A 16,319-nucleotide genomic window follows, 5' to 3' on the forward strand; every position below is an offset into this window, starting at 1 on the left:
ATCCTACGAAAGGGCCATGCCTGATCGATTCCGCCGGACCCGCCCCTGACCTCGGGCCCCGGGCCTCGGCCCCCGGACGACACCGGACCTCGGGCCTCGGCCCCGCCCTGGCCCCCGGGTCAGCTCGCCCGGCGCTGGAACGGATGCAGGAGATCGGACAGATGCCAGTGGTGCTCTTCCCGGGCCCCGGTGACCTCGACGGCCGCCGCCGGCGTGGCGCGGTGGGCCCGTACGGCCGCGCCGCGCACCGACGAGACCTGCCCCGCGCGCATGATTCGCACGACGTGGCCGTCGCAGTTCTGGCACGCCGGCCGGCTCAGCGGGGACGGCACGACCCGGCCGTCGGCCACGTACCTGATGAACTCCTGGCCCTTGGCATCGGTGTGGTGCTCTATCGCGTACGACTGCTCCCAGCCGTGCCCGCATCGCATGCAGGCGAACGCGTACGACTCGTGGACGGTGGCGGTGCCCGTGCCGCTGAGGCCGGTCTGCCCTGCGATCTCGCTCATTCCAGCTCCTCTTGTCCGCTGGACAAGCACCCCGGTGCCGGGATTCCCCCGGAATCCCTAGGGGTGAGGGACGGTTCGTCCCTGGACCCAGTGGACGCCTTCACGAGCGCGAACGCAGCCCTCCTGTCGACTGTTGGACCCGTCTTGGGCGATCCTTGCCAGAACCCCCCTGAGCAGCGGACAAGCCCTTTGCTTTCCGCGCCCCGCCTTTGCCCGTGCATGGGGCGCACACGTGACCGTCGGCGGAGCGCGCAGCCGCTCCCGGGCGGCGCGCAGGCCACCCGGGACGCCGCCTACCGATCAGTCCGCTTGGCGGCGACCACCGCGTCGAACACGACCCTCTTGGGCAGCCCGGCCTCCACCGCGACGGCGGCGATGGCCTCCTTGCGCCGCTCGCCTGCCTCCTCGCGCACCCGCACCCGGCGCACCAGCTCCTCGGCGTCGAGTTCCTCGGGCCCGGTCTCGGGCGCGCCCTCGACGACGACGGTGATCTCGCCGCGCACGCCCTCGGCCGCCCAGGCGGCCAGCTCGCCGAGCGGCCCCCGCTTGATCTCCTCGTACGTCTTGGTCAGCTCACGGCACACGGCGGCGCGGCGGTCCGCGCCGAAGGCCTCGGCCATGGCGGCGAGGGTGTCGTCGAGCCGGTGCGGGGCCTCGAAGTAGACGAGGGTCCGCCGCTCGGCGGCGACCTCGCGCAGCCGGGACAGCCGTTCCCCCGCCTTGCGGGGCAGGAAGCCCTCGAAGCAGAAGCGGTCGACGGGCAGCCCGGACAGGGCGAGCGCGGTCAGCACGGCGGACGGTCCGGGGACCGCGGTGACCTTGATGTCCTTCTCGACGGCCGCCGCGACCAACCGGTAGCCGGGGTCGGAGACCGAGGGCATGCCGGCGTCCGTGACGAGCAGCACACGGGCGCCGCCGAGCAGCTCCTCGACCAGTTCGGGGGTGCGCGCGGACTCGTTGCCCTCGAAGTAGGACACCACGCGGCCCCTGGGCGTCACGCCGAGGGCCTGGGTCAGCCGGCGCAGCCGCCGGGTGTCCTCGGCGGCCACGAGGTCGGCGCCCGCGAGCTCTTCGGCGAGCCGGGGCGGCGCGTCAGCGACGTCGCCGATGGGTGTTCCTGCCAGGACAAGGGTTCCAGTCACGCCCCCATCCTCCCAGGGCCGCCGGGAGGGGGGAAAACGACCGTATCCCGACCGGTACCTCACATGCGCGGGACTCACACAGAACGGTTCCCTACGATGGCGCGGTGACCAGTACCGCGTCCTCCATGGACCTCCGGCAGGGCCAGGCACCGCACGACCAGCGTCCGGCCTGGCAGCAGCGGCTGCGCCGCTTCGGCCACACGCCCCCGCCGGGCGGCCCGGCGAGCGACGTCCGCGATCTGCTGGTGCCGCCGTACGCCGAGCCAGGCCCGCGGCTGTGGCAGGTGCTGGGCGTGCCGCCGGTCCTGGCCGACCGGATCACGCGCTGGTCGGGCTGGGGCGGACCGCTGCTGGTGACGCTGATGGCGGGCCTGCTGCGGTTCTGGAACCTGGGCAGTCCGCACGCGGTGATATTCGACGAGACGTACTACGCCAAGGACGCCTGGGCGCTCGTCCACCGCGGTTACGAGGTCAACTGGGACAAGAACGCCAACGACCTGGTCCTGCAGACGCACGGCCATCTGCACATCCCCGCGGACGCGGCGTATGTCGTGCACCCGCCGGTCGGCAAGTACGTGATCGGGCTCGGCGAGCTGCTCTTCGGGTTCGACCCGTTCGGCTGGCGGTTCATGACCGCGCTGCTGGGCACGCTCAGCGTGCTGCTGGTGTGCCGGATCGGGCGCCGGCTCTTCCGTTCGACGTTCCTGGGCTGTCTGGCGGGCGCGCTGATGGCGGTGGACGGCCTGCACTTCGTGATGAGCCGGACCTCGCTGCTCGACGGCGTGCTGATGTTCTTCGTGGTCGCCGCGTTCGGCTGCCTGGTCGTCGACCGGGACCGTTGCCGGGAGCGGCTGGCGGCCGCGCTGCCGGTCGGCCCGGACGGCAGGGCCCGTCCGGACGGGGACGTCGGCGACACCTTCCGCTTCGGGTGGCGCCCCTGGCGCTGGGCGGCCGGGCTGATGCTGGGCCTGGCCTTCGGCACGAAGTGGAACGGCCTGTACATCCTGGCCGCGTTCTGCGTGATGGCGCTGCTGTGGGACGTCGGCACGCGCAAGGTGGCCGGCGCCTGGCATCCGTACGTGGCGGCGCTCAAGTACGACACGGGCCTCACGTTCCTCGCGACGGTCCCGGTGGCCTTCGCCGTGTACCTGGCGTCCTGGACCGGCTGGATCCTCTCCCCGGCCGACGGCAGCGGCGGCTACTTCCGCAACTGGGCCGCGACCGACGGCAGGGGCGGCAGCTGGACCTTCCTGCCGGACTGGCTGCGCAGCCTGTGGCACTACGAGCACGAGGTCTACAACTTCCACGTCCACCTCTCGACGCCGCACACCTACCAGTCCAACCCGTGGAGCTGGCTCGTGCTGGGCCGCCCGGTGTCGTACTTCTACGAGTCCCCCATGCCCGGCACCGACGGCTGTCCGGACGACGCCGGCGAGAAGTGCGCCCGCGAGGTGCTGGCCCTCGGCACGCCGGTGCTGTGGTGGCTCGCCTGCTTCGCGATCCTGTACGTCCTGTGGCGCTGGGCCTTCCGCCGCGACTGGCGGGCCGGTGCCATCGCCTGCGCGATCGCGGCCGGCTATCTGCCGTGGTTCCAGTACCAGGAGCGGACGATCTTCCTGTTCTACGCGGACGTCTTCCTGCCCTTCCTCTGCCTGGCGGTCGCGATGCTGATCGGCGCGGTCATCGGCCCCCGGGGCTCCTCCGACACCCGCCGCGTGGTCGGCGCCTCGGCGGCCGGCGTCCTGGTCCTGCTGATCGCCTGGAACTTCATCTACTTCTGGCCCCTGTACACGGGCACGGCCATCCCGATCGACCAGTGGCGGTCGCGGATGTGGCTGGACACCTGGGTCTGAGTCGCGGTTCCGGGTTCACCGTTTCCGGGCTTACCGTTTCCGGGCCGCCTCTGGGTGGCCAAGTGGCCCGGACCTCGGGGAAGTTCGGCTGCCCCGATTGTCGCAAGCCTGCTACGGAGTGCCGGGTGGGATCACTCGTGAGGGTGAGGACTCTAGGCTGGTTGCCGTCGTTGGGGAGTGTGAGGGCTACGGGGACCCTGGGGAAGGTACGGAGGAACTGAGGCTGTGGGCAAGAGAAGGCGTGTCGCCGAGCAACGGAAGGCAAAGGCGAGACCCGCCGTACTGGGCGGGGTGATCGCGGTGGTCGTGGGCGGGGTCGGCTTCGGCGCCTACGCGCTGTACGGCGGGGCGGCGGCGGACGCGCAGGCGACCACCCGCAAGGCGGTCAAGACGGGCCCGCTGACAGCGGCGGAGGTCCGGACTGCCTCCACCCGGTTCCTGACGGCCTGGCAGCAGGGCCGGGCCGACCAGGCGTCGGCCGCGACCGACAACCCGTCCGCGGCGGCCGAGCAGCTCGGTGCCGCGCTCAAGGACGCCCACCTGAAGGACGTCACCCTCACCGCGGGCACCGCGACCGGCGCCAAGGTGCCGTTCTCCGTCAAGGCGACGGTGGCGTACCAGGACCTGAACAAGCCGCTGGCGTACGAGAACTCGCTCACCGTCGTGCGGCGCAAGACCGACGGCGCCCCGGTGGTCGGCTGGCAGGCCGCCGTGATCCAGCCCGACCTGAAGGACGGCGACATCCTCGTCGCCGGCGAGTCCGGCACCCCGCCCGTCAAGGCCCTGGACCGTGAGGGCGGCGAGCTGACGGCCGCCAAGTACCCGTCGCTGGGCTCGGTGCTGGACGGGCTGCGCGAGAAGTACGGCAAGACGGCGGGCGGCAAGGCGGGCATCGAGCTGCGCGTGGTGCGCAGCAAGGCGTCGGTGAAGGCCGGGCTGTCCGACAAGACCGTTCTGGAGCTGAGCGAGGGCACCCCGGGCACCGTGCGGACCACGCTGAGCCCGACGATGCAGGCGGCGGCCGAGGAGCAGGTCGGCAAGAGGCCGCGGGCCTCGGTGGTCGCCCTGCGGTCCTCCACGGGGGAGATCCTCGCGGTCGCCAACAGCGCGCACGGCTTCAACGTCGGCTTCCAGGGTTCGCTGGCGCCCGGCTCCACGATGAAGATCGTGACGTCGACGATGCTGTTCGAGAAGAAGCTCGTCACCCCGGACGCGTCGCACCCGTGCCCCAAGACGTACAAGCTCGCCGGGTGGACGTTCCACAACGACGCCGACTCGGAGATCAAGAAGGGCTCGTTCAAGCTGAGCTTCGGGGCCTCCTGCAACAACGCCTTCATCAACTTCGCGCCGAAGCTGTCGAACAGTGACCTGACGAAGGAGGCCCAGCAGGTCTACGGCCTCGGCATGGACAACTGGTCCATCGGTGTCCCCTCCTTCGACGGCTCCGTCCCGGTGCAGAGCGGCGCGCAGATGGGCGCCGCGCTGATCGGCCAGGGCGGCGTGCGCATGAACCCGCTGAACATGGCGTCGGTGTCGGCGACGGTACGGTCGGGCATCTTCCACCAGCCCTTCCTGGTCGCCCCCTCGGTGGACCACCGCACGCTGGCGAAGGCCCAGCGCACCATGTCGAAGAAGACGCAGGCCCAGCTGAAGGAGGTCATGCAGTTCACGGCGGCGTACGGCACGGCCGCCAAGGCGATGGCGGGCCTGGGTCCGGACTACGGCGCCAAGACGGGCTCGGCGGAGGTCGACGGGCAGAAGAAGCCGAACGGCTGGTTCACCGCCTACAAGGGCGACCTCGTCGCGGCGGGCGTGTGCGAGGCGGGCGGCCACGGCGGCGACACGGCCGGCCCGATCGTCGCGGCACTGCTGAAGCGCGGCGGCTGAGCAGCCCCGTACGGGTTCAGCCCGGCACACCTTCGGCCTCATACGGGTTCAGCCCCGTACACCTTCCGCCCCGTACGGGTTCAGCCCCCGTACGGGTTCAGCTCCGTACGGGTTCGGCCGTGTAGGTCCGGCGCAGGAATCTGACCAGCGTCTTCAGGTCGAACTGCACCACCTCCGCGCCCTGCGCGGAGTGGAACTCGACGACGGTCTGCACGCGCCCGCACGGCCACACCCGTACGTCACCGCTCTCGGCGGGCGTCCGCAGTCCCCGCTCCAGCAGTTCGCGCGGGACGGTCCACTCCTGGGGGCCGGGCAGTGCGATCCGGACCGACGAGGGGTCGGTGTCGGGGTCGTAACGCAGCACCACGGGCACGGCCGCGGGGTCCTGCTGGCCCTGGTCCGCGACCGTGACGATATGGGCGCGCGCGTACTGCTCGACTACAGACATCGGGACGCCCTCTCACGCTCGGTGACCTTTACGGAAGTAGTGCGTCTCACTCCCCCTCCAATGTCGCATATTTTCCGGTTTGTGCATGTATGAGCATTTCGCACCCTTTCCTGCGTCCGGCATCGAAGGGAGACTCCCTCTCTCTTGCAAACTGTTCGCAAGAAGGCTCTAAAATCGCATGGTGCATGTACCTGACGGATTCATCGACGCCCCCACCTCCGCGGTCACGGGAGTGGTCGCGGCCGGCGCCCTCGCGGTGAGCCTGCGCGGCGCCCGCCGCGAACTCGACGAACGGACCGCCCCGCTGGCCGGGCTGGTGGCGGCGTTCATCTTCGCCGTACAGATGCTCAACTTCCCCGTCGCGGCCGGAACAAGCGGCCACCTACTGGGCGGCGCGCTCGCCGCGATACTCGTCGGGCCCTACACGGGCGTGCTGTGCGTGTCGGTCGTGCTGCTGATGCAGGGCGTGCTGTTCGCCGACGGCGGGCTGACCGCGCTCGGCGTGAACATCACCGACATGGCACTCACCACGACGGTCGTCTCGTACGCCCTCTTCCGCCTGCTGCTCGCCGTACTGCCCCGCAAGCGGCGCTCGGTGACCGTCGCGGCCTTCGTCGCCGCGCTGCTGTCCGTCCCGGCCGCCGCCGTCGTGTTCACGCTGATCTACGCGATCGGCGGCACCACCGACGTCGCGATCGGCAAGGTGGCGACCGCGATGATCGGCGTCCACGTCCTGATCGGCATCGGCGAGGCGGTGATCACCGCGCTCACGGTGAGCGCCGTCATCGCGGTACGTCCGGACCTGGTGCACGGCGCGCGCGGACTGGGACAGCGGCTGAAGCTGCGGGTGGACGGCGAGCTGGTCGACGCCCCGGCGGCCGCGGCGCCCGTGGCGGCGCGCACGTCCCGGCGCACCCTGTGGATCACCGGCCTGCTCGCCTCCCTGGTGCTCGCCGGGTTCGTCAGTTTCTACGCCTCCGCCAGCCCCGACGGTCTGGAGAAGGTCGCGCACGACAAGGGCATCGACAAGAAGGCCGCCAAGCACGCCTCCGAGGACTCCCCGCTCGCCGGCTACGGCGTCCGGGACGTCTCCGACACCCGGCTGTCCGGCGGGCTCGCGGGCGTGATCGGCGTCGGCGTCACGATCGTGGCGGGCAGCGCGGTGTTCTGGGCGGTGCGCAGGCGCCGCGACACCGACACCTCCCCCGCCTCGACCGCCGGAACGGGCGCCTGACATGGGCGCCGGACACGCCCACCGCCTCTACCGGCACGCGCACTCCCCCGTGCACGCCCTGCCGCCGCACACCAAGCTGGCCGCGGCCTTCGCCTTCGTCGTGGTCGTGGTGTCGACCCCGCGCGAGGCGATGTGGGCGTTCGCCGCGTACGCCGTGCTGCTCGCGTGCGTCGCCCACCGGGCACGGGTGCCGGCCGCCTTCCTGCTCAAGCGGCTGCTGATCGAGGTGCCGTTCGTCGCGTTCGCGGTGCTCATGCCGTTCGTGGCGGAGGGCGAGCGCGTGCACGTCCTCGGCCTCTCGCTCAGCGTGAACGGGCTGTGGGGCGCCTGGAACGTGCTCGCCAAGGGCACCCTCGGCGTCGCCGCCTCCGTGCTGCTGGCCGCCACCACCGAGCTGCGCGAACTGCTGCTCGGGCTCCAGCGGCTGAAACTGCCACCGCTGCTCGTGCAGATCGCCTCCTTCATGATCCGCTACGGCGACGTCATCACCGACGAGATGCGCCGGATGCGGATCGCGCGGGAGTCGCGCGGCTTCGAGGCGCGCGGCGTGCGGCACTGGGGTGTCCTCGCCAAGTCCGCCGGCGCGCTGTTCATCCGCTCCTACGAGCGCGGGGAGCGCGTGCACCTGGCCATGGTGAGCCGGGGGTACGCCGGTTCGATGCCGGTCATCGACGAGGCGACCGCCTCCCGCGCCCAGTGGCGTCACGCCCTCACGCTCCCCCTCACCGCCTTCGTCGTCTGCCTGCTGGGATGGATCCTGTGACCGCACCCGCCTCTCTGGAGGTCTCCGGCCTCGCCTTCGCCTACCCCGACGGCCACCAGGCCCTGTTCGGCGTGGACTTCTCGGTCGCGCGCGGCGAACGGGTCGCGCTGCTCGGCCCGAACGGCGCCGGCAAGACCACCCTCGTCCTGCACCTGAACGGCATCCTCGGCGGCGGCACCGGCACGGTGACCGTGGCCGGACTGCCGGTCGGCAAGCGGCACATGGCCGAGATCCGCCAGAAGGTCGGCATCGTCTTCCAGGACCCGGACGACCAGCTGTTCATGCCGACCGTCCGCGAGGACGTGGCCTTCGGCCCGGCGGCCGCCGGGATCAAGGGGGCCGCGCTGGAGGAGCGGGTGCGCACCGCCCTGGAGCGGGTCGGCATGGCGGACTTCGCCGGCCGGCCCCCGCATCACCTGTCCTTCGGGCAGCGCCGCCGGGTCGCCGTCGCCACCGTGCTCGCGATGGAGCCCGAGATCCTCGTCCTGGACGAGCCGTCCTCCAACCTCGACCCGGCCTCGCGGCGCGAACTCGCCGAGATCCTGCGCTCCCTGGACGTCACGGTCCTCATGGTCACGCACGACCTGCCGTACGCCCTGGAGCTGTGCCCGCGCTCGCTGATCCTCAGCGACGGCGTGATCGCGGCGGACGGCCCGACCGGCGAGCTGCTCTCCGACGACGCCCTCATGCGGGCGAACCGCCTGGAGCTGCCCTTCGGCTTCTCGCCGAAGTCCGTGACAATGGGCGCGTGACGCGTCAAGACGAACGGGACGAGAACGAGGCCGCCGGGTCGCCGCTGCTGGACGACCAGCTGTGCTTCGCGCTGTACGCCGCCCAGCGCGCCGTGACCGCCGCCTACCGCCCGCTCCTCGACGACCTGGGGCTCACCTACCCGCAGTACCTCGTGCTGCTGGTCCTCTGGGAGCGCGGCGAGATCGGCGTGAAGGAGCTGGCGGGCGCCCTGCGCCTGGACTACGGGACCGTCTCGCCGCTGCTGAAGCGGCTGGAGGCGGCGGGCCTGGTCCGCCGGGAGCGCGCGGCGGCCGACGAGCGCTCGGTGCTCGTCACCTGCACCGGGCGCGGCGAGCAGCTCCAGGAGCGCGCGGCACGGCTGCCGGACGCCCTGCTCGCGGCGACGGGGCTCGACACGCGGGAGGTCGCGCGGCTGCGCGAGGACCTGTGGCGGCTCACCGAGCGTGTCGACGCGGCGGCGAACGGCCGCTGATCCCGGGCGGTCCCGCAATCGGCGCCGCCCCGGACCGGCCCGGACCGACCTGGGCCGACCTGGGCCGACCCCGCACTGACCTGCGGCAACTCCCTCAGGGCGCCTCCGCCCGTCCACGATCTCCTTCCGGCCCTCTTCCGGTCCGCTTCCGGTCGCTTTCGATTCGCCCTCGCCGCGGGGTTACCCACGGTTGCCACCCCTGCCGACAACCGCACCCTGACGAGCCATTACCTTGTGCACGATGTACTTGTGCACCACCTGATCTGGGGAGGCAGGCCATGACCGACGGCACCGCATCGGACACCGGTGTCGACACCCGTCCGACGAAGATCATGTACGTCGCCGAGGCCACCGCCCACGGCGGCCGGGACGGGTACGTCACCAGCCAGGACGGCCGGATCGGACTGAAGGTCACGATGCCGCCGGAGCTGGGCGGCGCCGGCGACGGCACCAACCCGGAACAGCTGTTCGCGGCCGGTTACAGCTCCTGTTTCCACAACGCGCTGATCCTCGTCGGCAACCGCGCGGGCTACGACCTGACCGGCTCCACGGTCGCCGCGAAGGTGGGCATCGGCCCGAACCGGCAGCACGGCTACGGCCTGGCGGTCGCCCTCAGCGTCTCCCTGCCGGTCCTGGACCAGGAGGTCGCGGCGCGACTGGTGGACGCGGCACACCAGGTGTGCCCGTACTCGAACGCCACCCGGGGCAACATCGACGTAACGATCGTCCTCGGCTAGCTGCACGAAGGAATCCCAGGCTTTGGGTGGGTGTTGGGCCCGCTGTCGAAGGCGAGCCGAGGGAAGTGAGCGAACGTGAAGGTCGTCGAGGGCGTCGATGGCGTCGTGAACGGCGTGGTGGCCGAGGGCTTCGAGCCGGTCGGGGAGGCCTTCGCGGCGAACTTCGCGCTGCTCGGCGAACGGGGCGCTGCCGTCACCGTGTACCGGGGCGGCCGCAAGGTCGTCGACCTCCGGGGCGGGACCAAGGACGTGGACGGCACCGCGCCCTGGGAGCCCGGCACCGCGCAGATAGTCCGCTCGGCGACCAAGGGCGTCGCCGCCACCGCGCTCCTGCTGCTGCACCAGCGCGGCGAACTGGACCTGGACGCCCCGGTGGCCGCCTACTGGCCCGAGTACAAGGCGGCCGGCAAGGAGCACACCCTCGTACGGCACCTGCTCGCGCACCGCGCCGGCGTGCCGGTGCTGGACCGGCCGCTGACTCCCGCGCAGGCGGCCGACCCGGACCTCGGCGCGGCGGCCGTCGCGGACCAGGCACCGGCCTGGGAGCCGGGCACGGACCACGGCTACCACGCGCAGACCTACAGCTGGCTGACCGGCGAGCTGATCCGGCGGATCACCGGGCGCCCGGCCGGCGAGTGGATCGCCGCCGAGATCGCCGCGCCCACCGGTGCCGGGCTGTGGCTCGGGCTGCCGGAGGCGGAGCAGGCGCGCGTGGGCCGCGTCGGCCCGGTGGAGCCGCCCGAGACGGCCGGCGCCCTGAAGACCCGGCCCAAGCGCGCGGTCGCCGAGGCCTACGCCGACCCCGGGTCACTGACCCGCCGCGCCTTCGCCGCGATCACCCCGCTCCCGGACGAGAACGCGCCCGCCTACCGCGCCGCCGCGCTGCCCGCCTCCAACGGCATCGCCACCGCCGACGGCCTGGCCCGCGTCTACGCCTCGCTGATCGGCGAAGTGGAGGCCGGCACCCGCCTGTTCACGCCGGAGACCATGGAACTGGCGCGCGGGGAGCAGTCCGCCGGACCCGACCGGGTCCTCGTGGTGGGCACCCGGTTCGGCCTCGGCTACATGCTGCACGGGGCCGCCTCCCCGCTGCTGTCCGCCGGCTCCTTCGGACACCCGGGCCGGGGCGGCGCCCTCGCGTTCGCCGACCCGGAGACGGGCATCGCCTTCGGCTATGTCACCAACGGTTTCCGCAAGAGCGTGACGGCGGACCCGAGGGCGCAGGCCCTGGTACGGGCGGTCCGCACGTCGCTCACGACGCTCGGGTAAGGGGCTACGCCCGCAGACGCGGCCCCTCTGACGACCTTCTGACGCGGGCCTTCAGACTCAGACCTTCTGACCTGGGCCTTCTGGGTCTGGGCCTTCGGGTCTGGGCCTTCGGGTCTGGGCCTTCTGACCCTGGCCTTCAGACGTGGATCGGATGCGAGATCCGTCCGGAGTCCTCGTCTATCTCCTCGTGCGCCTTGGCCAGCAGCCGCATGGCCAGTTCGTTGAGGGCGCGGGCACCCGCTATCTCCTCGCCGACCCGCGGCTGGTTCGCGTCCACGGTGTGCCGGCTGGCATGCCCGTGGGTGCGGACCTCGTTGCCGTCGGGCAACCGCAGCAGGGCGACCGCCCGCGTGTGCAGATCGTCTTCCTGGAACTCCATCTCGACGTGCCATCCCACAGGGGCGTGTGTCATGTCGACCACCTCCGGAAAAACCACCGAACCCCGGTGATTCCAGGGTGCTCCCCGGGGCGCGGAACGTCACATCGGCGACTCGCGCCCGCACCGCACCGGACGCCGTCCGCTCCCCGGATCAGTCCCCGATCAGTCCCCGATCAGCCCCCGATCAGTCCTCGATCAGTCCCCGGACTTCTCGTCGAAGCTGGCGAAGTAGGCGGCGACCATGTCCTCGTCGGCGTGTCCCTGGGCCGCGGCCCGGGCGAGGCGTTCGGCGGTCGCGGCGGCCACGTCCAGCCGTACGCCGTTGCGCTCGCCCGCCTCGACGATCAGCCGCGCGTCCTTCTCGGCGGTGGCCACGGCGAAGGAGGCCGGGCTCAGCTTGCCGTCGAGCACCAGCGCGGACTTGGCCCGCAGGTACCCCATGTCCAGCGGGCCGCCCTCGATGAGGTCGAAGAAGTCCCGCGGGTCGACGCCGAGCGCCTGGGAGAGGGCCAGCACCTCGCCGGTCGCCGCGGTGGCCGCGAGCACCCAGCTGTTGGCCACCAGCTTCAGCCGGCTCGCGCTGCCCGCGGCCCCGTCCGCTCCGGTCCACACGGTCCTGGCGCCGACCGCGTCGAAGACGGGCGTGACCGTCTCGCGGCCCTCCTCGGGCCCTGCTGCCAGTACGGTCAGCTGACCGGCCTCGGCGGGCTGACGGGTGCCGAGGACGGGGGCGTCGTAGAACACCAGCCCGTACTCGCGGGCGAAGGCGGCCAGGTCGCCGACCAGCTCGGTCCCGGCGGTGGTGCACTGCGCCCACACCAGGCCCGCGCGCAGCGCGGGGGCGGCCTCGCGCATGGCCTGGAGGACGCTGTCGCCGTCGTACAGCATGGTCAGGACGACGTCGGCGCCCTCGACGGCCTCGGCGGGCGTGCCGGTCACCCGGATCCCGTCCGCGGCCAGCGGCTCGGCCTTCGCACGGGTGCGGTTCCAGGCCCTGACGCCGAGCCCGGCCCGGGCCAGGTTGCGGGCCATGGCGGCCCCCATGATGCCGGTGCCAAGGACGGCGACGGTCGGCTTGTCGGTCATGAACTGCTCCTTGTCGAGCGGTGCGGAAGCGCTGTGATCACCTGTCATCTTCCTACCCGGCGTGCAGCATCAGCCCGATCCCGACGACCAGCAGGCCCGCCGCCGCGATACGGGGTGCCCCGAACCGCTCCTTGAAGAAGAGCGCGCCGATGGCCGCGCCGACGATGATCGAGGACTCGCGCAGGGCGGCGACGGGGGCGAGTGCGGCGCGGGTCTGGGCCCACAGGACGAGGGCGTAGGCGGCGACGGAGAGCGCCGCGCCGAGCAGGCCGAGGCCGGCGTACGGGCGCAGCAGGCGGACGGTTTCGCCGCGCAGGCGCACGTACATGTACGCGGGGATGAAGGCGCCCTGGAGAGCCATCAGCCAGGCGATGTAGCCGAGCGGGGTGTGGGCGGTGCGTACGCCCATGCCGTCGATCACCGTGTACACGGCGATCGTCAGCCCGGTCGCGAGGGCGGCGCCGATCGCGGCCCAGTTCGGCCGGTGCCCGCGCAGTCCCCACAGTCCGACGCCGCCGAGCCCGAGGCAGGACACGGCGATCCCGGCCAGCGCCCAGCCGCCGGGCACCTCGTGTGCGAACAGGGCCGCCAGGACGGTCACCACCAGCGGTGCGCTGCCGCGCGCGAGCGGGTAGGCCTGCCCGAAGTCGCCCAGCCGGAACGAGGTCATCAGCAGCGCGTAGTAGGCGACGTGGACGCAGGCGGAGGTGAGCAGGAACGGCCAGGCGGGGCCCGCCGGGAACGCCGTGAACGGCGTCAGCGCCAGCCCGATCAGCAGCCCGCCGCCGGAGATCAGCGTGAAGCCGACGAGTTTGTCGGTGATGCGGTGGGCGATCGCGTTCCAGCCGGCGTGCGTGAAGGCCGCGAGCAGTACGGCGGCCGTGACCAGCGGGGTCACTCGGCGGACTCGCGCACGTCGACCAGGGTGGCGCCCGCGTGGGCGACCAGTTCCTTCGGCCCGACCGGGAAGACGGTGTACGGCGTCCCGGCCGCCGCCCACACCAGGTCGTGCGCGAGCAGTGAGCGGTCGGCGAGGACGCGGGTGCGTGTGCGGTGCCCGAAGGGCGGTACGCCGCCGATGGCGTACCCGGTGGTCTCGCGTACGACGGCGGCGTCGGCCCGGGTGACCTTCCGCGCCCCGAGCTCCTCCCGCACCCGCTCCACGTCCACCCGCGAGGCACCGTCCATCAGCACCAGCACCGGAACTCCCTCCCCAGGCTCTCGGTCTCGATCGAGCAGGGGGGACCCCCAGGCGACGAAGATCAACGACTTGCAGATCTGGCTCAGTTCGCACCCGATCGCGGTGGCGGCCTCGGCCGCGGTGCGCGTCGCCTCGGGGAACCGGCGGGTACGGGCGAGCAGTTCGTCGAGCCCGAGGGCGCGCAGCGCCTCGGCGAATCGGGGGTGGGCTCCGGACTCTTCGGCGTCAGTGGCGGCTGTCGTCATGCGAGGCACGCTAGCGGTCACCGCGGGGGGCGGGCGAGCAGAAAAGAGCCGGTGAGGGCGCCCCGTCCCCACGGAGCCCTCACCGGCGGTCTGTTGACGAGCGGTCGTCGGACGACCGGTACGTCAGGCGCGTACGAGCTGCTTCACCTCATCGGGGTCGGACTCGGCGCGCAGACCCTCGCCCTCGACGTCGACGTTGGGCAGGACGCGGTCCAGCCACCTCGGCAGCCACCAGGCCCGCTTGCCGAGCAGTGCGAGCACCGCCGGGACGATGGCCATGCGGACGACGAACGCGTCGAAGAAGACGGCGATGGCGAGGCCGAAGCCGATCATCTTGATCATCGCCTCGCTGGAGCCGATGAAGCCGGAGAAGACGGCGATCATGATGACGGCGGCGGCGGTGACCACGCGTGCGCTGTACTTGAAGCCGGTCACGACGGCCTGCCTCGGCTTCTCGCCGTGGACGTAGGCCTCCCGCATGCGGGTCACGAGGAACACCTCGTAGTCCATGGCGAGTCCGAAGACCACGCCGACCATGAAGATCGGCATCATCGACATGACCGGGCCGGTCTCCTCGACGTTCATCAGGCCGGACAGCCAGCCCCACTGGAAGACCGCGACCACGGCGCCGAGGGCCGCCAGCACGCTGAGCAGGAAGCCGAGGGCCGCCTTCAGCGGGACGAGGACGGAGCGGAAGACCACGATCAGCAGGAGGAAGGCGAGGCCGACCACCAGGGCGAGGTAGGGCAGCAGGGCGTCGTTCAGCTTCTGCGAGACGTCGATGTTCATCGCCGTCGCACCGGTGACCAGCACCTTCGCGTCGGTCGCGGAGGTGATGCCGGCGCCCTTGCCGCGGATGGCGTGCACCAGGTCCTCGGTGGTGGCCGAGGACGGCTTGGAGTTCGGCACGACGGTGATCGTCGCGGTGTCGCCGGCCTTGTTGGGCATCGCCGGGGTGACCGTGACGACGTCCGTCAGGCCCTTGATCTCGTCGCCGACCTTGGTGAAGGCCGCCTTCGGGTCGTGGCTGTCCTTGGCGTCGACGACGACCATCAGCGGGCCGTTGAAGCCCGGGCCGAAGCCCTCGGAGAGCAGGTCGTAGGCGCGGCGCTGGGTGGTGGAGACCGGCTGGGAGCCGTCGTCGGGCAGGCCCAGCTGGAGGGAGGCGGCCGGCACCGCGGCGGCGCCGAGGCCGACCACGCCGAGCAGCAGGACGGCGACCGGGCGCCGTACGACGAAGCTCGCCCAGCGGGTACCCATGTTCGGGCGGGACCGCTTCTGCTCGCTCTTCGCGCGCCCGCCGCCGAGCAGCCTGCTCTTCTCGCCGGCCGGCTTGATCCTGCGGCCGGCGTAGCCGAGGAGCGCAGGGATCAGGGTGAGGGCGATGAGGACGGCGATGACGACGGTGCCCGCGGCGGCCACGCCCATCTTGGTCAGCATCGGGATGTTGACCACGGACAGGCCGACCAGGGCGATGACGACGGTCAGGCCCGCGAAGACCACCGCCGAGCCGGCCGTGCCGACGGCCCGTCCGGCGGCCTCCTCGCGCTCGCGGCCCTCGGCGAGTTCGGCGCGGTAGCGGGAGACGATGAACAGGGCGTAGTCGATGCCGACGGCGAGGCCGATCATCGTCGCCAGGGTGGAGGTGGTGGAGCCCAGGTCGAGGGGGTTGGCCAGCGCGGCGATCGTGGAGACGCCGATGCCGACGCCGATGATCGCGGTCAGCAGCGGGAGTCCGGCGGCCAGCAGCGAACCGAAGGTGATCACGAGGACGACGGCGGCGATCGCAATGCCGATGACCTCGCTGGAGCCGGTCTCGGGGGCGGCGCTCAGTGCGTCACCGCCGACCTCGACGGTCAGCCCGCCGTGCCGGGCGTCCTGCGCGGCCGCCTTCAGCGCGTCCCGGGAGGAGTCCTTCAGCTCCATGCCGGAGACCTTGTACTTCACCGACGCGTAGGCGATCCGGCCGTCCTTGCTGACGGCGTGCCCGGCGTAGGGGTCGGCGACGGAGGCGACCTCGGAGCCGTTGCCCAGCTCCTTGACGGTCTTCTCGACGGTCGCCTTGTTGCCGGCGTCCGTCATCTTCTCGCCGCTCGGCGCCTTGAAGACGACGCGTGCGGTCGCGCCGTCGGCGCTCATCCCGGGGAAGCGCTGTTCCAGCAGGTCGAAGGCCTTCTGCGCCTCGGTGCCGGGGATCGAGAAGGACGAGTTGCCAGGGGCCGGCGCGGAGGCCGCGCCCACTCCGGCGAGGGTCAGCAGCGCCACCCATATGAGGGCGGCGAAGTGCCGTCGCCGGAAGGCGAGCCGGCCGATTCTGTAGAGGAACGTGGCCACGAGGGCG

The 16,319-nt window shown here is 72.0% G+C and carries 16 protein-coding genes; 8 read left to right on the forward strand and 8 right to left on the reverse strand.

The features are described 5' to 3' along the window. Positions 1 to 119: 119 nt before the first annotated feature. Both OIB37_RS16245 and rsmI read right to left on the reverse strand, forming a co-directional pair. Positions 120 to 509 (reverse strand): hypothetical protein, encoded by a 390-nt coding sequence (locus tag OIB37_RS16245; protein ID WP_330458317.1) that lies wholly within the window; start codon positions 507 to 509, stop codon positions 120 to 122. 293 nt (positions 510 to 802) lie between these two features. Further along, entirely contained in the window at positions 803 to 1,651 is an 849-nt protein-coding gene (gene rsmI, locus OIB37_RS16250; protein WP_330458318.1) for a 16S rRNA (cytidine(1402)-2'-O)-methyltransferase, read from the reverse strand. A 104-nt stretch (positions 1,652 to 1,755) separates the two neighbouring features. Between rsmI and OIB37_RS16255 the strand changes: the two genes are divergently transcribed. Next, entirely contained in the window at positions 1,756 to 3,504 is a 1,749-nt protein-coding gene (locus OIB37_RS16255; protein ID WP_330458319.1) for a dolichyl-phosphate-mannose--protein mannosyltransferase, read from the forward strand. Between the two features lie 225 nt (positions 3,505 to 3,729). Further along, on the forward strand, positions 3,730 to 5,391 hold the full coding sequence (locus OIB37_RS16260) for a penicillin-binding transpeptidase domain-containing protein (protein ID WP_330458320.1): 1,662 nt from the start codon (positions 3,730 to 3,732) through the stop codon (positions 5,389 to 5,391). A 97-nt stretch (positions 5,392 to 5,488) separates the two neighbouring features. On the opposite strand, the gene OIB37_RS16265 is transcribed toward OIB37_RS16260, so the two are convergent. Then, positions 5,489 to 5,839: an SsgA family sporulation/cell division regulator gene (locus OIB37_RS16265; RefSeq protein WP_330458321.1), complete on the reverse strand. Its 351-nt coding sequence runs from the start codon at positions 5,837 to 5,839 to the stop codon at positions 5,489 to 5,491. Between the two features lie 181 nt (positions 5,840 to 6,020). On the opposite strand from OIB37_RS16265, the gene OIB37_RS16270 reads away from it, so the two are divergent. From OIB37_RS16270 to OIB37_RS16295, 6 genes are all read left to right on the forward strand, one after another. Continuing rightward, positions 6,021 to 7,073, forward strand: coding sequence for an energy-coupling factor ABC transporter permease (locus OIB37_RS16270; protein WP_330461867.1), 1,053 nt, complete (start codon positions 6,021 to 6,023; stop codon positions 7,071 to 7,073). Position 7,074: 1 nt separating this feature from the next. Beyond that, the gene (gene cbiQ / locus OIB37_RS16275) at positions 7,075 to 7,836 is read left to right on the forward strand and encodes a cobalt ECF transporter T component CbiQ (protein ID WP_330458322.1); all 762 of its coding nucleotides are present in this window, start codon (positions 7,075 to 7,077) and stop codon (positions 7,834 to 7,836) included. Continuing rightward, the gene (locus OIB37_RS16280; protein ID WP_330458323.1) at positions 7,824 to 8,588 is read left to right on the forward strand and encodes an energy-coupling factor ABC transporter ATP-binding protein; all 765 of its coding nucleotides are present in this window, start codon (positions 7,824 to 7,826) and stop codon (positions 8,586 to 8,588) included. The genes cbiQ and OIB37_RS16280 overlap by 13 nt, the downstream gene beginning before the upstream one ends. Continuing rightward, a complete protein-coding gene (locus OIB37_RS16285; protein WP_330458324.1) occupies positions 8,585 to 9,061 on the forward strand; it encodes a MarR family winged helix-turn-helix transcriptional regulator in 477 nt (158 codons plus the stop codon). Before OIB37_RS16280 ends, OIB37_RS16285 begins: the two co-directional genes overlap by 4 nt. Before the next feature lie 278 nt (positions 9,062 to 9,339). Next, positions 9,340 to 9,798 (forward strand): organic hydroperoxide resistance protein, encoded by a 459-nt coding sequence (locus tag OIB37_RS16290; protein WP_330458325.1) that lies wholly within the window; start codon positions 9,340 to 9,342, stop codon positions 9,796 to 9,798. A 75-nt stretch (positions 9,799 to 9,873) separates the two neighbouring features. Next, a complete protein-coding gene (locus OIB37_RS16295; RefSeq protein ID WP_330458326.1) occupies positions 9,874 to 11,067 on the forward strand; it encodes a serine hydrolase domain-containing protein in 1,194 nt (397 codons plus the stop codon). A 136-nt stretch (positions 11,068 to 11,203) separates the two neighbouring features. Here OIB37_RS16295 and OIB37_RS16300 read toward each other — a convergent pair whose 3' ends face one another. From OIB37_RS16300 to OIB37_RS16320, 5 genes are all read right to left on the reverse strand, one after another. Beyond that, positions 11,204 to 11,479 carry a DUF1876 domain-containing protein gene (locus OIB37_RS16300; RefSeq protein WP_330458327.1) on the reverse strand — a complete coding sequence of 92 codons (276 nt, stop codon included), beginning with the start codon at positions 11,477 to 11,479 and terminating at the stop codon, positions 11,204 to 11,206. 162 nt (positions 11,480 to 11,641) lie between these two features. After that, complete coding sequence (locus tag OIB37_RS16305) at positions 11,642 to 12,532, reverse strand: NAD(P)-dependent oxidoreductase (RefSeq protein ID WP_330458328.1); 891 nt, start codon at positions 12,530 to 12,532, stop codon at positions 11,642 to 11,644. Positions 12,533 to 12,584: 52 nt separating this feature from the next. Then, the gene (locus tag OIB37_RS16310) at positions 12,585 to 13,430 is read right to left on the reverse strand and encodes an EamA family transporter (protein ID WP_330458329.1); all 846 of its coding nucleotides are present in this window, start codon (positions 13,428 to 13,430) and stop codon (positions 12,585 to 12,587) included. Beyond that, entirely contained in the window at positions 13,427 to 13,978 is a 552-nt protein-coding gene (locus tag OIB37_RS16315; RefSeq protein WP_330458330.1) for a YbaK/EbsC family protein, read from the reverse strand. The genes OIB37_RS16310 and OIB37_RS16315 overlap by 4 nt, the downstream gene beginning before the upstream one ends. A 123-nt stretch (positions 13,979 to 14,101) precedes the next feature. Next, the gene (locus tag OIB37_RS16320) at positions 14,102 to 16,312 is read right to left on the reverse strand and encodes an MMPL family transporter (RefSeq protein ID WP_330458331.1); all 2,211 of its coding nucleotides are present in this window, start codon (positions 16,310 to 16,312) and stop codon (positions 14,102 to 14,104) included. Positions 16,313 to 16,319 lie beyond the last annotated feature (7 nt).

The organism is Streptomyces sp. NBC_00820 (assembly GCF_036347055.1).
GTDB lineage: Bacteria > Actinomycetota > Actinomycetes > Streptomycetales > Streptomycetaceae > Streptomyces.